Genomic DNA, 18,863 nt, shown 5'->3' on the forward strand with positions numbered 1-18,863 from the left:
CGGCGGCCCGGGTCAGCCGGGGGCGTTCCCCGTGCTGGCCCGCACCGTCAGCTCCGGTGCGATCAGCGTGACGTCGTCGGCGTCGTCCCCCGCCAGCTTGGCGACGATCCGCTCCACGGCCCTGCGGCCCATCTCCTCGGCGGGAATGGAGACCGAGGTGAGCCGCACCGACGCCTGGAGGGCCACCTGGTCGGGGCAGACCGCGATCACCGAGACGTCCTCGGGCACGGCGCGGCCCTGCTGGCGCAGCAGCCCGAGCAGCGGCTCCACGGCCGACTCGTTCTGCACGACGAAGCCCGTGGTGCCCGGCCGCTCGTCGAAGACGCGGGCGAGGGTGGCCGAGGTCGGCCCATACCCCGGGTCGCAGGGCCGGTGCAGCAGCCGCACACCCAGGTCGCGGGCCCTGCCGCGCAGGCCCTCCAGGGTGCGCTCGGCGAAGCCGGTGTGGCGTTCGTAGACGGCGGGCGCCTCGCCGATGACGGCGATGTCCCGGTGGCCGAGCCCGGCCAGGTGCTCCACGCAGAGCGCGCCCGTCGCCACGAAGTCCAGGTCGACGCAGGTCAGGCCCGCCGTGTCGGAGGGCAGGCCGATGAGCACCGCGGGCCGGGCGCTGTCGCGCAGGAGCGGGAGCCGCTCGTCGTCCAGCTCGACGTCCATGAGGATCATCGCGTCGGCGAGGCCGCTGCCCGCCACGCGGCGCACGGCCGCGGGGCCCTCGTCGCCGGTCAGGAGCAGCACGTCGTACCCGTGGGCGCGGGCCGAGGTGGCGACGGCGATGGCGATCTCCATCATCACCGGCACGTACATGTCGGTGCGCAGCGGCATCATCAGGGCGATGACGTTGGACCTGCTGCTGGCCAGGGCGCGGGCGCCGGCGTTCGGGTGGTATCCGAGCTGCTCGATGCTGCGCTCGACGCGCTCACGGGTCCGGGTGGAGATCGACCGCTTGCCGCTGAGGACGTAGCTCACCGTGCTGGCCGAGACTCCCGCGTGCTCGGCGACCTCGGCTAGGGTGACCATGCAGCTCTCCGGTCCGGTCGGGGCGGCGCGTCGCGGTGAACCGCTTCGACGCATGCCGCCTTGGCATAGGCGCAGTTGGGGTTCGACCTTATGTGTGCGCCCACGACAAGTCCAGGGGCGAGTCGAAGCGCTTCGACTCGCCCCTGGGGCCGCACGAGGAGAACTACAGCGCGGGGTGCGCGTTCTTCAGGAGCTGCTGGAACTGGGCGGAGAACCAGTGGCCCGAGACCGGCGCGTCGGGCAGGGCGCCGGACTTGTTGTGGTTGTTGCGCGGGTTGCCCTCGTACGTGGGGTCACACATCCGGTCGAAGCCCTTGCCCTCGTCGTTCGGGATGGCCTTGCTGGAGCCGTCGGACTCCCCCGGGGGCTTCATCCACACATAGGCGTCGATGCCCGGCTCCGGCGCCGCCTTCGGCCGCTCGCCGAGGCCCGCGCCCGCCTGGTTGCACCAGTTGCCGATGTGGATGCGGCGGTCGTAACGGCCGGCTTCCACATAGGCGTTGACGTCGTACGTCGGGCCGGGGCCCGTGGGACGCGCCGAGCCGCCCCAGCCGTTGCGGGAGGTGTCGATGAGCATGCCGATGTCGGAGCGGAAGCCGGTGGAGACCAGCTGGTTGCGGAAGGCCTGGGCGAAGGAGAGCTCGTCGGTGTAGCGGTTCCAGTCCACCCACTTGGACTCGCGCACCGAACGGCCCGCCACGGTGTCGCCGATCCGGACGTTGTCCTCCTTCAGGGCGCTGTAGTTGGCGGTGTTGGTGATGAAACCGTGCACGTCGTCGACGGTGGCGCCCTCGGCGGTCGCGGCCTGGCGGAAGACCTGCGCGGAGGCGGCGAAGTTGTCGTCCCAGCCGATCCAGCCGTGGTGGCCCGCGTCGACGTAGTTGTAGACGTTCGGCGCGTCGCCGAGCTTGCCGAGGGCGTAGCCGACGCCCTTGACGTAGTTGCCGTTGGCCTTCATCACGTCGCACTGGGGTGTCGCGGTGGGGCGGCCCGAGGTGTTGGTGACGAGGTTGGGCAGCGAGTCGATCTCGACGGTCGTGACGATGCGCAGGTTCGCGTACTTGCCGTCGGCGAGGATGGCCGCGATCGGGTCGATGTACTCCTTCTTGTAGCGGTCGATCTCGGCGGGGCCGAGTTCGCCGTTGGAGGCGAGGGCCGCGCAATCGCGTCCCGGCAGGTTGTAGATGACGAGCTGGACGAGGTCCGCCCGCTGCTGGAGGGCCGCGTCGAGGTGCTGGCGCAGGCCCATCTTGCCGTTGCCGCCCTTGATGGCGGCGATCCGGTCCAGCCAGACGCCGGTGGGCTGGTCGGACACCGCCCTGCCGCCCGGCTCGGCGGCGGCCTTCGCGGACCACTCGGGGTTCACGTACGGCTTGGCCCCCGCGTAGGGGTTGTCGACGCGGGCGGCGGCCGCCGCCGGACTGTCGTCGGGGAGCGCGGCGGCGGTGCCGGCGCTGACGGCCAGCGCGGTGGACAGGGCGAGCAGTAACGTGCGCGATCTGCGGTGCGTGCGGGTGCGGGGTCGGTTGCGGCTCATGTCTGGTCCTGCCTCTCAGGTGTCGAGGGCGCGCAGGTGGTCGCGCAGCCCGGTGCCGAACGGGGTGGGTGTGCCGTCGTAGGAGCGGATCAGGGCCGGGCCCGATGAGCAGTCCCAGGCGTTCCAGGTCCAGCCGAGGTAGGAGAGGGAGCGGTCGTCGAACCACGTCATGACGCGGTCGATGAACCCGTGCCCGCAGGTGTTCTCGCCGATCTCGCCCGCCACCAGCGGGATCTTCGCGGCGACGGGGGCGAGGGTGCGGTTCCAGCAGGACTCGTCCGCGCAGGCGTTGAAGTTGTAGACGTGCCAGGCCGCGGCGAGATTGTCCGCCGGGTCCCTGGGGGCGTGTTCGAGCCAACCGCTCAGGTCGTTGGAGTACGCGATGCCCGCGGCGAGCACGAGGTTGCGGGCGCCCGTGGCGCGCACGGCGTCCAGGAGGTCCTGCATCCCGGCGACCTCGTAGCCGATGCCGGGGCAGGTGCCGCCGTCGCGCCAGCAGGTCCACGCCTGGGCGGCGGTGGGGGTGGCGCGGTCGGGGTAGGGCTCGTTGAAGAGGTCGAAGACGACTTCGGGGTCGTTCTTGTACGTCTCGGCGACCGAGGTCCAGAAGGCGGGGGTGTGCCGGGCGTTCGGCATCGGCTTCTGGCAGCTCGCGTGGACGTCGGAGCAGCCCGCGGAGTTGCCGGTGTACAGGCCGTGGGTCCAGTGCAGTTCGACGATCGGGGTCATGCCGTGGGCCTTGACCTTCTGGACCAGGCCGTCGACGGCGGAGCGGTAGGCGGCGCCCCGGTAGCGGGGGTCGATGTTGGCGGCACCGAGCCAGCACTCCTCGTTGAGCGGGATGCGTACGGTGTTGGCGTTCCAGTCGGCGATGGCGCGCACGGAGGCGTCGTCGACGGGACCGTCGAAGAAGCCCCACCCCTGCACACAGGCGAACTCGCCGCCGGAGCGGTTGACGCCGAGCAGGCGGTGGGCGGCGCCGCCCTCGTCGACGAGGCGGTTGCCCTCGGCGCGCAGGACGGGCGGCGCCCCGGCCGCCGCGGGGAGTGACACGGCCGGCGCGGTGAGGCCGCCGGCCAGGAGCAGCGTTCCCGCGAGGACGGCGAGCGGGCGGAGCAGGCAGGACAGGCGGGGCGGGCGGAGCAGGCGGGTCAGGCGCGGGGCGGGTCGGGTCACGAGCGGCTCCTTGTCGGTCCGTCGGTCTTCGGCGCCGGTGCCGGGTCGGCTCTGACGGTCAGTCACCGCAGGGTGCGGGAAAGGTTGCCGCCTCCCCCGGAAATTTCCTCCCGTCTCAATTGCGTCCGTACGACGACTCCGGGCACGCGAGACGTCTTGACAACCTCCCGTGACCGCCCCGACCTTGGGAGCGCTCCCACACCGCTGTCGTGCGAAGGGACCCCCCATGCCCCCTGCGCTCCGCGCGCACAGAGCCCGCGCGCTCCCCGCCCTCATCGGCCTGCTCGGCGGGCTGCTCGCCGGCGGCCCGGTGGCGACCGCCGACGACCACACCGCCGGCGCCGGGCCCGCCGCCGTGACGTACGACCTCGACACGGCCGGCCGCAGGGCCGCGCCGCACGAGAAAGCCGCGCCGTACAGGAAGACCGCGAAGTACGACTGGAAGAACGTGCGCGTCGACGGGGGCGGCTTCGTCCCCGGCATCGTCTTCAACCGCTCCGAGCGCGACCTCGCCTACGCCCGCACCGACATCGGCGGCGCCTACCGCTGGCAGGAGGCGTCGAAGTCCTGGAAGCCGCTCCTCGACTCGGTCGGCTGGGACGACTGGGGACACACCGGCGTGGTGAGCCTCGCCTCCGACTCCGTCGACCCCGACCGGGTGTACGCGGCCGTCGGCACCTACACCAACGACTGGGACCCCGGCAACGGCGCCGTGCTGCGCTCCGCCGACCGGGGCGAGACCTGGCGCAGGGCGGACCTGCCGTTCAAGCTCGGCGGCAACATGCCGGGCCGCGGCATGGGCGAGCGCCTCGCGGTCGACCCGCACGACAACGACGTGCTCTATCTGGGCGCGCCCAGCGGCAAGGGCCTGTGGCGCTCCACGGACGCGGGAGCCACCTGGAAGCACGTCACGGACTTCCCCAACCCCGGTGATTTCCGGCAGGACCCCGGCGACACGACCGGCTACAACAGCGACAACCAGGGCATCGTCTGGGTCACGTTCGACGAGTCGACGCGGGCCCCCGGCGGGGGCCGGACGCAGACCGTCTACGTGGGCGTCGCCGACAAGGCCAACTCGGTCTACCGGTCCACCGACGGCGGCGGCAGCTGGTCGCGCGTGGCGGGCCAGCCGACCGGGCTGCTGGCCCACAAAGGCGTCCTCGACGCGGAGAACGGCTACCTCTACGTCGCCTACAGCGACCGGGCGGGGCCCTACGACGGCGGCAAGGGGCAGGTCTGGCGGTACGCGACGCGGACCGGCGAGTGGAAGGACGTCAGCCCGGTCGCCGAGGCCGACACCCACTACGGCTTCAGCGGCCTGACCGTCGACCGGCAGCACCCGGGCACCGTCATGGTCACCGGCTACAGCTCCTGGTGGCCCGACACCCAGATCTTCCGGTCCAGGGACAGCGGCGGCCACTGGACACGGGCGTGGGACTACTCCTCGTACCCCACGCGCGAGAACCGCTACACCATGGACATCTCGTCCGTCCCCTGGCTCTCCTGGGGCGCGCGCCCCGCGCCGCCCGAGCAGAGCCCGAAGCTGGGGTGGATGACGGAGTCCCTGGAGATCGACCCGTTCGACTCCGACCGGATGATGTACGGCACGGGCGCCACCGTCTACGGCACGGAGAACCTCACCGAGTGGGACACCCCCGGGTCCAGGTTCACCATCACGCCCATGGTGAAGGGCCTGGAGGAGACGGCCGTCAACGACCTCGCCGCTCCCCCGTCGGGGGCGCCCCTGCTGAGCGCGCTCGGCGACATCGGCGGCTTCCGGCACACCGACGTGACCAAGGTGCCGCCGCTGATGTACACCTCACCGAACTTCACCTCCACGACGAGCCTCGACTACGCCGCGGCGAGGCCGGACACGGTCGTACGGGCCGGCGACGCCGAGGCGGCGCCCCGCGTCGCCTTCTCCACGGACAACGGCGCCACCTGGTCCGGCGGCCGGGAACCCATGGGCGTCACGGGCGGCGGCACGGTCGCCGCCGCGGCCGACGGGAGCCGCTTCGTGTGGAGCCCGCAGGGCGCGGGCGTGCACACCGCCACCGGTCCCGGCTCGGCGTGGACGGCCGCGAAGGGCATCCCGCAGGGCGCGGTGGTCGAGGCGGACCGGGTCGATCCGAGGAGGTTCTACGGCTTCAAGGCCGGCGCCTTCTACGTCAGCACGGACGGCGGCGCCACCTTCACCGCGAAGGCGTCGGCCGGGCTGCCCGCCGAGGGGCCGGTGAAGTTCCAGGCGGTGCCCGGCAAGCGGGGTGACATCTGGCTGGCCGGCGGCAAGGCCGGCGGGGCGTACGGCCTGTGGCACTCCACGGACGGCGGCACGCGCTTCACCGAGGTCGGCGGTGTCCAGGAGGCCGACACCATCGGCTTCGGCAAGGCCGCGCCCGGCGCCTCGTACCAGACGCTCTACACCAGCGCGCGGATCGGCGGCGTACGCGGCGTCTTCCGCTCCACAAACGCGGGGGCGAGCTGGGTGCGGATCAACGACGACCGGCGCCAGTGGGGCTGGACGGGAGCCGCCATCACCGGGGACCCGAAGGTCTACGGCCGGGTGTACGTGTCGACGAACGGCCGCGGCATCGTCTACGGCGACACCGCGGCCAAGTGACGGGACGTCAGCGCAGTCTGCCCGCCCCCGCGCGGTGGCCCACCAGGCGGGGCACCGCGCGGGGGTGGTCGACGTGCGTGCGCAGGTGGGGCCGCCAGCCCGCGCCGGAGCGGAGCGCGTCCTGCGGGAACTCCGCGTTGTGCGCGGCGACGAGGTCCACGCGCCTGCCGTTGACGTGGTTGTGCCCAGCGGTGACGGGCGCGTCCTTCCACTTCTTCAGGACGCGTCCGGCGCCGACCCCCGTCGGCAGGGTGACCGCGTTGGCCTCGGCCACGAGCCGGGACTCGGCGCCGACGCCGAAGGAGTACTGGTAGCCCTCGCGCGGGACGACGTAGTGGTTGTTGTACGCGTCGACCTTGCCGAAGCGCACGCGCGGGGCGCGCTCCACGACGTCCCTGAACAGGTTGTGGTGGAGCGTGACGCGGAGCTTGTCGCGGTCCGTGTCGCCCGCGCCGTCGCTGTTGCCGATCATCAGCGTCTTGTCGTGGTCGGCGAAGACGTTCCAGGAGACGGTGACGAGGTCGGCGCCCCGCACGATGTCCAGCTCGCCGTCGTGCCGCTGGTACAGCTCCCCGTAGTAGGAGGGCAGCGAGCTGTCGGGGTGGTCCCCGTCGGTGAAGGTGTTGTGGTCGAGCCATACGTGCGTGGAGCCGTGCACCACCGCGCTGTCGTACTCCGAGTTCCAGGCGCCCCGCTCCCCGTCGGTGGGGTCCCACTGCGGGAAGCAGTCGAGGGGGCTCTCCAGGGTGAGGTTGCGGACCACGACGTTGTCCGCGCCCTTGATCCGGAGGCTGCCGCCGACGATCCCGGCGTGCCGGCCGACGCCCACCACGGTCGTGTTCGACGGGATGTACGCCGTGACGGCCGCCGCCTGGCGGGCCGCCGACGCCGCGCGCAGCTCCTCCTGCTCGCCGCTGACCGGCCGGTCCCTGCCCCACACGGCCGGATCGTAGGCGGCGAGGTACTCCGCGAAGTCGTACCCCTCCGCCTCGAACGCCGCGCAGCCGCCCGGCCCGGTGGCGTCGAGGACGCCCTCGACCTCGATGACCCGGGGGCCGTCGCCGCCCGCGGAGAGCGCTGCGGTGAACTCCTCCCATGTGGTGACCGAGTGGGTGCGGGCGGCTCCGGCGCCCGCGCCGCCGGTCGTGCCGCCGTCGGCGGAGGCCCAGCCGTCGCGCGCGGGCAGGGTGTCGCGCGCGGGCGCCGGGCGCGCCGACGCCGTCGCGGGGGCGGCGAGGGCGAGGGCGGTGCAGCCCGCGAGCAGGGTGAGGGCGACGCGCATCGTCATGCTCCTTCTTCCGGCGTTCTCGGCCAGGTGATCCAGGACGCGGGGACCGCGTCGTCGAGGCGGCGCACGTCGCCGCGGGAGAGCACCCCGCGGCGCAGCAGTTCCGCGGCGACCAGGCGCGCGACGGCGATCGCGCCGGGCGGGTTGAAATGAGTGTTGTCCTGTTCGGACACGGTCCAGTTGAAGTAGCGCTTCGTCTCCTCCGCGCCGAGCTCGTCCCAGAGCGCGAGGGTCAGCGCCTGGAGGTCGAGGAGCGCCGCGCCCTCCTCGGCGGCCAGGGCGCGCATCGCGTCCGGGTGGTCGCCGTGGGTGGGCAGGGCGGAGCCGCCCTCGTCGAAGCGCCTGCGCTCCACGGGGGTGAGCAGCACGGGCCGGGCGCCGCGGGCCCGCGCCCCGGCCACGTACTGCCGCAGGTAGTCCTGGTAGGTGGTCCAGGGCTCGGTGTGCCTGGCGGGGTCCTCGCGCTTCTCGTCGTTGTGGCCGAACTGGATGAGCAGCAGGTCATCGGGACGGATCTCGCCGAGGATCGCGGTGAGGCGGCCCTCGTCGACGAAGCTCTTCGAACTCCGGCCGTTCACCGCGTGGTTGGCGAGAGCCGGCCCGCGGCGCAGGAAGAAGGGCAGGGCCATGCCCCAGCCCGTCTCGGGCGCGGCGGACGCGTACTTCTGGGCGGCGGTGGAGTCACCCGCGAGGTACAGCGTCCGCCGGCCGGGGCCCGCAGCGGTCATTGCCGCTCCTTCTTCCACTCCGCCTGCGCCTCGTTGAGCTGGTCGGCGAGCGAGTCGAGGAAGTCCTTGGCGGACATCTTGCCGAGCATCACCTTCTGGAGGTTCGGCTCGTTCTCCGCCTTGCTGATGGTGTTCCAGTCGGGCAGGTAGTAGGGCAGCTGCACGATCTTCAGGGAGCCGTCGTTCAGGGCCTCGGCGGCGAGCTTGGTGGGCTCGGACTTCTTCACCCAGGGATCCTGGGCGGCCTCGGTGTTGGCGGGGATGGCGCCCGCCGACTCGTTCCACTTGCTGTTGGACTCGTGGGACGCGGCGAACTCGATGAACTTCCAGGCCGCCTTCTTGTTCTTGCTCGACTTGAACAGGCCGAGCCCGTCGACGGGGTTGGACACCTGGACGCGGACGCCCGCGCCGGTCGTCGGGTTGGGCAGGCCGCGGAACGTGTCCTCGCCGAGCGCCTTCACGTGGTCCTGGTAGGAGCCGAGGTTGTGGCTGAGCATGCCGATCTGGCCGCTGTCCCACTGGGCGACCATCTTGGTGAAGTCGTTGTTGAGGTCGGCGGACGGGGTGGCCTGCTTGTAGAGGGAGACGTACTTCTCCAGGGCCGCCACGTTCTCGGGGTCGTTGACGGTCGTCTTGTCGCCGTCCCAGAAGTCACCGATGCCGGACTGCCCGTACATCGCGTCGAGCGCCTGCGCGATGGAGCCCTCGCCGCCGCGGATGGTGTAGCCGAAGCGGTTGGCGCCCTTGTCGGTGAGCTTCTTCGCGGCCTCGTAGAACTTCGGCCAGGTGGTGGGCGCGTCGAGGCCCGCGGCCTCGAACAGGTCCGTGCGGTAGTACAGGACGCCGTTGCTCGCGGAGGTCGGCACGGTGTACAGCTCGACGCCGCCGCCCGCCGAGCGCACGCTGTCGACCATCGCCGGGTTCAGCTGTCCCTTCAGCGGGCTCTTGTCGAGGCGCTTGTCCAGCGGTTCGAGGGCGTCCTGCGCGGCGATCCCGGCGAGCATGGCCGCGCCGACGCCGCCGACGTCGGGGAGGCCGCCGCCCTGGATGGCGGTGTCGTACTTGGACTGGACGTTCTCGGCGGGCACCCCGACGTACGTGACGTCGATGTCAGGGTTGGCCTTCTCGAAGTCCTTGATGATCTCCTGCCAGATGTCCTGCCGGACGGCCGTGTTGTTGTCCCAGAACACGATCTCGCCCTTGCCGCTGCCCTCGCCGCCCTTGTCCCCTGCCGCTCCGCTGCCGTCGTCACCGCAGGCGGTGGCGGTCAGCGCGAGGGCGGTGGTCAGGGCGAGCGCGGCGGTGGCGCGGCGTCTGCTGCTCATGGTCATGGCTGCGGCTCTTTCCTCGTGTGGTGTCGGGCTGTGCTGTACGTGGGTGACCGCGGGGGCCGCGGGCCGCGCCTCGTCGGGGCGCGGCCCGCGAGCCGTGCCGCGTCAGTGCGTGATGCGGAAACGGGTGAACAGGGCGGCGCCCGCGGGGCCCCGGCCGTCCTCCGCCACCGCGAACAGGCCGAGCAGGGCGCCGACCCAGCGCCAGGGCGTCGCGGCGAAGACCGGCGCCCCGGTGGGCTCGAAGCCGCCGCCGGTGTCGGCGTTAAAGCGGCAGCGCGCCCCTTCCGTGACGTCGATCCGCAGCCGGGCCGTGCCGTCGGGCGCCGGGCGCGGTGGCGCGGCGTCCCGCTCCGCCTCCGCGCCCGCCTCGGCGAAGCGGTGCACGAGCCGGGCGGCGCCGTCGTCGCCCCGCTCCAGGCCGATCCAGGAGTAGGCGTCCCCGAGCACCGCGAGCCCGGCCCGCGCCCCGGGCGACCCGGCGTCCAGGCGCAGCTCCACCTCGACGGAGCAGGGCCGCAGCGGCAGGCGCTGGGTGAGGGTGTGCGGCAGGGCGCGCAGGTCCCGGGCGCGCGCCGACCGGAGGCAGGACAGCCGGAGCCCGTCTCCCGCGTGCGTGGCGGCCCAGCCGGTGCGGGGGTTGGCGGTCCACTGCCACTGGGGGCCGTGGCGGCCGCCGGGGAAGTCGTCGTGGGTGGCGGGGGCGGAGCGGGGCTGCGGCGGCAGCCCCGGCTTGGGGTGTACGTCGACGGGGGCGCCGTCGTCCCCGAGCACCGGCCAGCCGTCGGCGTCCCACCGCATCGGCTGGAGGTGGACGACCCTGCCGTAGGCGCCGCGCTGCTGGAAGTGCAGGAACCAGTCCTCGCCGGCCGGGGTGCGCACCCAGCCGCCCTGGTGGGGGCCGTTGACGTCGGTGGCGCCCTGCTGGAGCACGACGCGCTGCTCGTAGGGCCCGTGGAAGCGGCGGGACCGGAAGGCGCCCTGCCAGCCGGTGGCGACGCCGCCCGCGGGGGCGAGGATCCAGAACCAGCCGTCGTGGCGGTAGAGCTTGGGCCCCTCGATGGTGAACCAGCCGGGTATCCGGTCGCCGTCGACGATCACCTCCCCCTCGTCGAGCAGTTCGCGCCCGTCGGGGCTCATGCGGTGGCCGGTGAGCCTGTTCTTGACGCCGGACCGCGACTTGGCCCAGGCGTGCACGAGGTACGCGGCGCCGCTCTCCTCGTCCCACAGGGGGCAGGGGTCGATCAGGCCCTTGCCGGGCTTGAGGAGGTGCGGCCGGCTCCAGGGCCCGCGCACGGAGGCCGCGTTGACCTGGTAGACGCCGTGGTCGGGGTCGCCCCAGAAGATCCAGAACCGTCCGTCGTGGTGCCGCAGGGACGGCGCCCACACCCCGCAGTCGTGCCGGGGCACGGCGAACGCCTCCGCCGGCTCCACGCGGTCCAGGGCGTGGCCGATCAGCGTCCAGTTGACGAGGTCGCGGGAGTGCAGCAGGGGCAGGCCCGGGGCCCGGCCGAAGCTGGAGGCGGTGAGGTAGAAGTCGTCGCCGACCCGCAGGACGTCGGGGTCGGACCAGTCGGCGGCGAGGACGGGGTTGCGGTAGGCGCCGTCACCGAGGTCACCGGTGAGGCGGGCGGCCATGGCCGCGCCGTGGGGCTCGCTCATGCCGTCACCGCCTTGCGGGCCAGGGCCGCCGCCTCGCCGCGGTCGAGGGTGCCGTCGGCCACGACGGTGACGATCCGGCGTACGACCGTGTCGCCCGCGGCGACCGGCAGCCGGTCGGCGGACGCCAGCGAGGAGCCGACGCCGGGGTACTCCGCGGCCCGCACGAACCACGGGTCGCGGCGGGTCTGCGCGGTGGCCCCGGCGAAGACCAGCGTCCAGCCGTCCCCGGCCAGCGCCAGCCACTTCGCGGGCGAGGCGTGCGCGGCCTCCTCCCCGTCGGCCTCGGGGGTGAAGACCGCCGGGGGCGCGGCCGCCTTGGGGGCGCGCCAGAAGAAGCCGCCGTACGCGGCGCCGGGGCGGCCGTTGGTGGCGGGGCTGCCGATGGTCAGCTCGGCGCCGGTGGCGTTGGTCAGCGAGAAGGTGAGGTCGAGCGCCCAGGCGGTGTCGGTGAGTTCGACGGCGGCCACGGTGCGCCGCTCGCGCAGCAGGAGCCCGCCGTCGGCCACCCAGGCGATCTCCTGCACGAAGCCGTCGGGGTCCCGCAGCTTGAACGCCTGGTGGCGCTGGACCCCGTGGTTGTCGAGTTCCGTCGGCCCCTGACCGCGCACGAAGGTCCGCCCGCCCCAGAAGTTGCGCCCGGCCACGTCGGGCACGGCCACGCCGACCCCGAGGTGGTGCGGGTGGTCGCCGGGGCGCTCCTCGGTGACGGGGGTCCCCGCCAGGGTGGTGACGGGGTGGAGGTAGGGCCGGGGCGCGGCGCTGCGGCCCAGCTCGGGCCGGACGGTGTAGCGCGCCACGGGCCGCCCGGCGCAGCGCAGGGCGAGGGAGCCGGGGCTCTGGTGCGGGGATGGGCTCATCGCGTCCTCAGCTCGTCGTGGAGGTCACCGTGGGAGGGCCGGGGGCGCGGGAGGGCCCAGTCCGCCCCCAGCTCCGAGAACAGGCACAGCGAGTCCGCCGCCACCGCCACCAGGCCGTCGACGCCGTGGACGACCCGGCGCTCGGCGTGCTCCCCCGGCGCGGCGCGCCACGCGTCGGCGGGCAGCGGCCGGGGGTCCGGCGCCACCCGCACCGCCTCGACCACGCGCATGAACGCGCCGGTGGCCGCGGGCGGGACCAGGAGTTCCGCCTCGCCCCGCAGGTGGTCGGCCAGGTTGCGCAGGAGGTCCGTCCTGCCGTACAGGGCGGGTGGTCCCGCGGCCATGCCGGCGCCGCGTCGCACCAGGACGCGGTCCTGCTTGTACCAGAAGGTGATGCGGCCCTCGCTGCCGTGCACCACGACGTAGGGCTCCTCCTGCGTGTGCGCGCACAGTGTCGCGGCGACGGCGACCGTGACGCCGGACGCCGTGGAGATCCGTACGCACGAGGTGTCGTCGGACTCGATCGCGTGGGCGCGGAAGAGTTCGCTCTCCACGGCCGTGACGTCCTCGGCGGTGGCGCTGCCCGCCAGGGCGAGGGCCGTGGCCACCGCGTGCGCCAGGGGGTTGGTCAGGACGCCGTCGACCACGTCCGCGCCGTCCATGCGCCGCCGCCCGGCCCAGGGGGCCCGCCGGAAGTAGGCCTCGTCCCGCACCCAGGCCCCGGCCCCGCCCACGCCCGTGATCTCGCCGATCGCCCCTTCGGCGAGGAGCCGGCGGATGGCGGGCAGGGCGTGCGAGCCGAGCGACTGGAAGCCGATCTGGACGGCGGCGCCCGCGGCGGCGGCGCCGTCGGCCATCCGCCGGAACTGCGCGTACGAGGGGGCGGGCGGCTTCTCCAGGAGGACGTGGACGCCGCGTGCCGCCGCCGTGAGCGCGAGGTCGGTGTGGGTCGGGATGGGGGTGCAGATGACGGCGGCGGCGGCGCCCGTGGCGTCGAGCAGCCCGGCGAGGTCGTCGGACTGCGCGACCGCGCCGAAGCCGGTCAGTTCCTCGTCGTCCAGCGGGCGCAGCTCGCAGACGCCCACCAGGCGGACGTGGCCGTCCCGCTGGAGGCGGCGGATGTTCTCCAGGTGCCATCGGCCGTGGCCGCGGGCGCCCGCGAGGACCACGGACAGCGCGTGGCGCGGGTCGAGCGGGTGCGCGCTCATCCCTTCACCGCCCCCGCGCTGAACCCGGTGACCAGCCACTTCTGGATGAACGCGAAGACGATGACGACGGGCACGGCGGCCACCACGCCGCCCGCGGCGAGCGCCCCGAGGTCGACGCTGTCGGCGCCCATCAGCGTGGCGAGGCCCACCGGGATCGTCTGCTTGCCCTGGTCGCTGAGGAACATCAGGGCGAACAGGAAGTGGTTCCAGCTGTGGACGAAGGCGAAGGAGCCGACCGCGATCAGGCCGGGCCGCAGCGCCGGCAGGACGACGGCGCAGAAGGCGCGGAAGCGTCCGCAGCCGTCGACCCAGGCGGCCTCTTCCAGGACGTAGGGCACGTTCTTGATGAAGCCGCTGAGCAGGATCATCGACAGCGGGAGCTGGAAGACCGTCTCGGCGATGACGACGCTGGCCAGGGAGTTGATCATCCGCAGCTCGGCGAAGATCTCGAAGAGCGGCACGAGCATCAGCGCGCCCGGGATGAACTGCGAGCAGAGCAGCGCCAGCATGAACCCGCGCTTGATCCGGAAGTCGAAGCGGGCCAGCGCGTAGCCGCCGGCGAGGGCGACGAGCGTGGTCATCACCATGGAGACGACGCCGACGAGCAGGCTGTTCTGGAAGAAGGTGGCGAAGCTGCGCTCGGTCCACACCTTGTCGAAGTGCTCGAAGGTGATGGGCCACGGCACGAGCGAGGTGGAGCCGGTGGGGCGGACGGCGAAGAGCAGGATCCAGTAGAAGGGGATCAGGGTGAAGAGCAGGTACAGCCCGAGCGGCAGGTAGATCTGCCGGCGCGGCGTCCGCCCGATCATGGTGGAGCCGGTGCCCGCGTCGGCCGCGGCCTTGCCCGGCGCGGTGAGTGTGGCGGTCATGTGTCCTGGCCCCCGAACTTGCTGAGCCGCAGATACAGCAGCGAGCAGAAGAGAAGAATCACGAAGGCGATGGCGGTCAGCGCGGACGCGTAGCCGAAGTCGTGCGAGTCGACGGCGATGGACGCGATGCGCAGCGGCAGCGTCGTCGTCTCGCCGGCCGGACCGCCGCCGGTGAGGGTGTAGAGCAGGTCGACGTTGTTGAACTCCCAGACGGCGCGGAGCAGCGTGGAGAGGATGATCGCGTCCTTCAGGTGCGGCAGCGTGATGTGGAAGAACTGCCGCCAGCGGCTCGCGCCGTCGACCTCGGCCGCCTCGTACAGGTCCTTCGAGACGGACTGGAGGTCGGCGAGGATGAGGATGGCGAAGAAGGGGACGCCGCGCCAGAGTTCGGCGACGACGACCGCGGGGAAGACCGTGCCGGTGTCGGAGAGCCAGGACGTCCCGTACGAGCCGATGCCGATGTCGGCGAGGTAGCGGGTGATGCCGGTCTGGGAGTTGAAGATCAGCAGCCAGATCGTGGAGGTGAGGACGCCGGACACGGCCCACGGCGAGAAGACCAGGGCGCGGGCCAGGGCGCGCCCCACGAAGGTCTGGTTGACCAGGAGGGCGAGCGCGAGGCCGAGCAGCAGTTGCAGCACGACCTCGACGGCGACCCATTGGAGGCTGAAGCCGAGCGTGCGCCAGAAGTCGGGGTCGTCGGTGAAGGCGGTGACGAAGTTGTCGAGGCCCGCGAACCCGTCGCGCCACGGCTTGGTGGGGTTGTAGTGGCGCAGGCTGTAGTAGAAGACGCTGATCACCGGGTACGCGATGAAGCCGAGCATCAGCAGGGCGGCGGGGGCGATCAGCAGGTACGGCAGGCGGCGCGGGCTCGCCCCGGCGCCCCGCCGGCGTCGGCGCTCCTTGCCGGGCGGCGGCTGCGCGGTACTCGGCGGTGGCTTCGCCACGGCTGCGGCCTGTGCCATGACAGTTCTCCGATCGTGGAGGTGCGTGGGGTGCGTGGGGTGCGTGAGGTGCGTGAAGCTGTCGGAGAAGCCGGGGGTGAAGCGCTTTCCGCACAGCGTTCGAAATACCGGACACGTAAAAGGGCGGGGTGGGGCAAGGAGCGAAGGGGTGCGGGGGCTCAGCCCGCGTACGGATCGGGCACGACGCCCGGCCTCGCGAGGAACGCGAAGTCGCAGCCCGTGTCCGCCTGGGTGATCTGCTCGCTGTAGAGCGCCCCGTAGCCCCGCTCGTAGCGGGCGGGTGGCGGCGTCCACTCGGCGCGCCTGCGCGCCAACTCGGCGTCGTCCACGCCGAGGTGGAGGGTGCGTCCGGGGACGTCGAGGGTGACGGGGTCCCCGGTGCGGACCAGCGCGAGCGGCCCGCCGACGTATGACTCGGGCGCCACGTGCAGCACGCACGCGCCGTACGACGTGCCGCTCATCCGCGCGTCGGAGATCCGCACCATGTCCCGCACGCCCTGCTTGAGCAGGTAGTCGGGGATCGGCAGCATCCCGTACTCGGGCATGCCCGGCCCGCCCTTGGGGCCCGCCCCGCGCAGCACGAGCACATGGTCGGGCGTGATGCCGAGGGACGGGTCGTGGATGGTCCGCTGCATCGTGCGGTAGTCGTCGAAGACGACGGCGGGGCCCGTGTGCCGCAGCAGCCGGGGCTCGGCGGCGATGTGCTTGATGACCGCGCCGTCGGGGCAGAGGTTGCCGCGCAGCACGGCGACGCCGCCCTCGCCGGCGACCGGGTTGCTCCGCGGCCGGATGACGTCCTCGTCGTGCACGCGGGCCCCGGCGAGCTGCTCGCGCAGGGTGTCGTGGGCGACGGTGGGCCGGTCCAGGTGCAGCAGGTCGGTGATGCGCGACAGGAAGCCCGGCAGACCGCCCGCGAAGTGGAAGTCCTCCATGAGGTACTTCTCGCCGCCCGGCCTGACGTCGGCGAGCACCGGCACCGTACGGGCGATGCGGTCGAAGTCGTCCAGCGTGAGCCGGACCCCGGCGCGCCCCGCCATCGCGATGAGGTGGATGACGGCGTTGGTGGAGCCGCCGAGCCCGAGGACCGTGGTCACCGCGTCCTCGAAGGCGTCCGCGGTCAGGATGTGCGAGAGCCGCCGGCCGGCGCGGACGAGGTCGACGATCCGCAGTCCGGACGCCGCCGCCATCCTGTCGTGCCCGGAGTCGACCGCGGGGACCGAGGACGCGCCGGGCACGGTCACGCCGAGCGCCTCGGCCGCCGCGGTGAGGGTGGAGGCGGTGCCCATCGTCATGCAGTGCCCGGGTGAGCGCGCGAGGCCGCTCTCCAGTTCGGTCAGCTCGCAGTCGCCGATGAGCCCGGCGCGGTGGTCGTCCCAGTACTTCCACATGTCGGTGCCCGAGCCGAGCGTCTCGCCCCGCCAGTGGCCCGGCAGCATCGGACCGGCCGGCACGAAGACGGCGGGCAGGTCGACGCTGGCGGCGCCCATGAGCAGCGCGGGCGTCGTCTTGTCGCAGCCGCCGAGCAGCACGGCGCCGTCCACCGGGTAGGAGCGCAGCAGCTCCTCGGTCTCCATGGCGAGGAGGTTGCGGTAGAGCATCGGGGTCGGCTTCTGGAAGGTCTCGCTGAGCGTCGAGACCGGGAACTCCAGCGGGAAGCCGCCCGCCTGCCACACCCCGCGCTTGACGGCCTGGGCGCGGTCGCGCAGGTGGGAATGGCAGGGGTTGATGTCGGACCAGGTGTTGAGCACCGCGATGACGGGCTTGCCCAGGTGCTCCTCGGGGAGGTAGCCGAGCTGGCGGGTGCGGGCGCGGTGGCTGAAGGAGCGCAGCCCCGAGGAGACGCCGTCGCCGTACCACTGGCTGCTCCGCAGCTCCCGCGGCGCCCCGCCCCGCTCCGCCGCGGGCCCGGTCACAGGGACCACCCCTGGACGATCGCGGCCACCTCTGCCCGCTCGGCGTCCGGCAGCAGGCTGCTCGGCGCCCGCACGTCGCGCCGGCACAGGCCGAGCGTCGCGAGGGCCTCCTTGACGACCGTGACGTTGTGCGCGGAGCCGTCGGCGGCCCGCAGCTCCTCGAAGCGGCGGATCTGCTCCCACACCTTCATGGCCAGCGGGTGGTCGCCGTCGCGCAGCGCCTCGATCATGCGCAGCGACAGCGCCGGGGAGACGTTCACGAGCCCGGAGGTGAAGCCGGTGGCGCCCGCCGAGAAGTACGAGGGCGCGTACGGCTCGGCGAGTCCGGCGACCCAGACGAAGCGGTCGAGCCCGGCGTCCCGCGCGAACCCGGCGAAGCGTGCGGCGTCCGGCACGGCGTACTTCACGCCGATGACGTTGGGGCAGGCGTCGGCGAGTTCGGCGAGCCGGGCGCCGGGCAGGCCCGCGTCCCGCAGGTAGGGGACGACGCCGAGGTCCGGCACGGCCTCCGCGACCGCCCGGTGGTAGGCGACCCAGCCCGCGTCGGAGACGTAGGGGTGGACGGGCTGATGGACCATCACCATGCTCGCCCCGTGCCCCTTCGCGTGCCGGGCGGCGGCGACCGCGGTCGGCACGTCGTGGCCCACTCCCGCGAGCAGCACGGCGCGGTCCGCGGCCTCGGCGTGGGTCAGCTCGACGACCTCACGGCGCTCGGCGGGCGAGAGGGCGTAGAACTCGCCGGTGTTGCCGTTCGGCGTGAGGGTGCGCACGCCGCCGTCGAGCAGCCGGCGCAGGATGACCCGGTGGGCCGCGCGGTCGATGCGGCCGTCCTCGGTGAACGGCGTCACCGGGATGGCCACGACGTCGGCGAGCGCGGCGCGCTGCGTCTCGAAGCTCACTTCGCCTCCCCCTTCCCGGGGCCGGTGACCTGCCCGGGGACCTCGCCGGGGAAGGCACGCCGCACGAACGACTCGATGTGCCGGTGCAGGGCCTCGGCGGCCCCGTCCTGGTCCCCGGCGAGGGCGAGCCGCAGGATCTGCTCGTGCTCGGTGGCCTCGCGGGCCCACGAGGGGTCGGCGGCCCAGGCGACCGCGGAGACGAGTGCGGCCTGGTCCCGCACGCCGTCGAGGAGCCGTCCGAGCAGCGGGTTGCCGCAGTCGATGTAGAGGGCGCGGTGGAACTCCCGGTTGGCCAGGGAGCGTTCGGCCGCGTCGTCGGCGGCGTCGGCCCGCTCCAGCGCCTCGCGCGCCGCCTCCAGGGGGGCGCCGCGCAGCACGGTGCGGCGCAGCGCCTCCGGTTCGAGGAGCAGCCGCACGTCGTAGACCTCGCGGGCCATGGCCGCGTCGACGGTGCGCACGGCCCCGCCCTTGTACTGGCTCATCTCGACGAGGCCGGTCCCCGCGAGGGTCTTCAGGGCCTCGCGCACGGGCGTCTTGGAGACGCCGTACTCGCGGGCGAGTTCCGTCTCGATCAGGGGCTGCCCCGGGGCCAACTCACCCGTCAGGATGCGGTGTTTGACGGATTCGAGCACGTACTGCGTACGTGAGGGGATCGGCACCGGGGCCGGCGCGGCAGCCGCCGGTGTCGAGGTCGGGACGGACGTCATGGGCACCCTCAGATCTCACATATCGCGTCTCATATATGACGTACGAAGTACGACGCGTAGAAGCTAAGAGGGCGCCCGGGGTTCGT

15 protein-coding genes are annotated in these 18,863 nt (G+C 73.1%); 1 reads left to right on the forward strand and 14 read right to left on the reverse strand.

Features of this window, described 5'->3' with window-relative positions; all coding sequences use genetic code 11:
- Positions 1–12 precede the first annotated feature (12 nt).
- The 3 genes from DCW30_RS24320 to DCW30_RS24330 all read right to left on the reverse strand — a co-directional run bounded on the left by DCW30_RS24320 (position 13) and on the right by DCW30_RS24330 (position 3,733).
- On the reverse strand, positions 13–1,020 hold the full coding sequence (locus tag DCW30_RS24320; protein ID WP_062780476.1) for a LacI family DNA-binding transcriptional regulator: 1,008 nt from the start codon (positions 1,018–1,020) through the stop codon (positions 13–15).
- A gap of 163 nt (positions 1,021–1,183) precedes the next feature.
- Entirely contained in the window at positions 1,184–2,557 is a 1,374-nt protein-coding gene (locus DCW30_RS24325; RefSeq protein ID WP_076683503.1) for a glycoside hydrolase family 6 protein, read from the reverse strand.
- Between the two features lie 15 nt (positions 2,558–2,572).
- Entirely contained in the window at positions 2,573–3,733 is a 1,161-nt protein-coding gene (locus tag DCW30_RS24330) for a glycoside hydrolase family 5 protein (RefSeq protein ID WP_237283333.1), read from the reverse strand.
- 226 nt (positions 3,734–3,959) lie between these two features.
- On the opposite strand from DCW30_RS24330, the gene DCW30_RS24335 reads away from it, so the two are divergent.
- Positions 3,960–6,353, forward strand: a complete 2,394-nt coding sequence (locus tag DCW30_RS24335; RefSeq protein ID WP_079249920.1) for a WD40/YVTN/BNR-like repeat-containing protein — start codon at positions 3,960–3,962, stop codon at positions 6,351–6,353.
- A 7-nt stretch (positions 6,354–6,360) separates the two neighbouring features.
- Here the strand turns inward: DCW30_RS24335 and DCW30_RS24340 are convergent, their stop codons facing one another.
- The 11 genes from DCW30_RS24340 to DCW30_RS24390 all read right to left on the reverse strand — a co-directional run bounded on the left by DCW30_RS24340 (position 6,361) and on the right by DCW30_RS24390 (position 18,777).
- Entirely contained in the window at positions 6,361–7,641 is a 1,281-nt protein-coding gene (locus DCW30_RS24340) for a pectate lyase family protein (protein WP_076683505.1), read from the reverse strand.
- Entirely contained in the window at positions 7,638–8,369 is a 732-nt protein-coding gene (locus tag DCW30_RS24345) for a rhamnogalacturonan acetylesterase (protein ID WP_079249921.1), read from the reverse strand. Before DCW30_RS24345 ends, DCW30_RS24340 begins: the two co-directional genes overlap by 4 nt.
- Positions 8,366–9,694 carry an ABC transporter substrate-binding protein gene (locus DCW30_RS24350; RefSeq protein WP_373569121.1) on the reverse strand — a complete coding sequence of 443 codons (1,329 nt, stop codon included), beginning with the start codon at positions 9,692–9,694 and terminating at the stop codon, positions 8,366–8,368. The genes DCW30_RS24345 and DCW30_RS24350 overlap by 4 nt, the downstream gene beginning before the upstream one ends.
- 111 nt (positions 9,695–9,805) lie before the next feature.
- Positions 9,806–11,338, reverse strand: a complete 1,533-nt coding sequence (locus DCW30_RS24355; RefSeq protein ID WP_076688659.1) for a glycoside hydrolase family 43 protein — start codon at positions 11,336–11,338, stop codon at positions 9,806–9,808.
- Between the two features lie 20 nt (positions 11,339–11,358).
- Positions 11,359–12,219: a DUF6807 domain-containing protein gene (locus DCW30_RS24360; RefSeq protein ID WP_076683514.1), complete on the reverse strand. Its 861-nt coding sequence runs from the start codon at positions 12,217–12,219 to the stop codon at positions 11,359–11,361.
- A complete protein-coding gene (locus DCW30_RS24365; RefSeq protein WP_076683515.1) occupies positions 12,216–13,427 on the reverse strand; it encodes a Gfo/Idh/MocA family protein in 1,212 nt (403 codons plus the stop codon). The genes DCW30_RS24360 and DCW30_RS24365 overlap by 4 nt, the downstream gene beginning before the upstream one ends.
- Entirely contained in the window at positions 13,424–14,296 is an 873-nt protein-coding gene (locus DCW30_RS24370) for a carbohydrate ABC transporter permease (RefSeq protein WP_076683516.1), read from the reverse strand. Before DCW30_RS24370 ends, DCW30_RS24365 begins: the two co-directional genes overlap by 4 nt.
- Positions 14,293–15,258, reverse strand: a complete 966-nt coding sequence (locus DCW30_RS24375) for a carbohydrate ABC transporter permease (RefSeq protein WP_062780493.1) — start codon at positions 15,256–15,258, stop codon at positions 14,293–14,295. Before DCW30_RS24375 ends, DCW30_RS24370 begins: the two co-directional genes overlap by 4 nt.
- Positions 15,259–15,416: 158 nt before the next feature.
- Entirely contained in the window at positions 15,417–17,171 is a 1,755-nt protein-coding gene (gene araD / locus DCW30_RS24380) for an L-arabinonate dehydratase (RefSeq protein WP_076683521.1), read from the reverse strand.
- Positions 17,168–18,070 carry a dihydrodipicolinate synthase family protein gene (locus DCW30_RS24385; protein WP_076683523.1) on the reverse strand — a complete coding sequence of 301 codons (903 nt, stop codon included), beginning with the start codon at positions 18,068–18,070 and terminating at the stop codon, positions 17,168–17,170. Before DCW30_RS24385 ends, araD begins: the two co-directional genes overlap by 4 nt.
- Entirely contained in the window at positions 18,067–18,777 is a 711-nt protein-coding gene (locus DCW30_RS24390; protein ID WP_076683527.1) for a GntR family transcriptional regulator, read from the reverse strand. The genes DCW30_RS24385 and DCW30_RS24390 overlap by 4 nt, the downstream gene beginning before the upstream one ends.
- Between the last annotated feature and the right edge of the window lie 86 nt (positions 18,778–18,863).

It is taken from the genome of Streptomyces alfalfae (assembly GCF_004127445.1).
In the GTDB taxonomy this organism is placed as follows: Bacteria; Actinomycetota; Actinomycetes; order Streptomycetales; family Streptomycetaceae; genus Streptomyces; species Streptomyces alfalfae.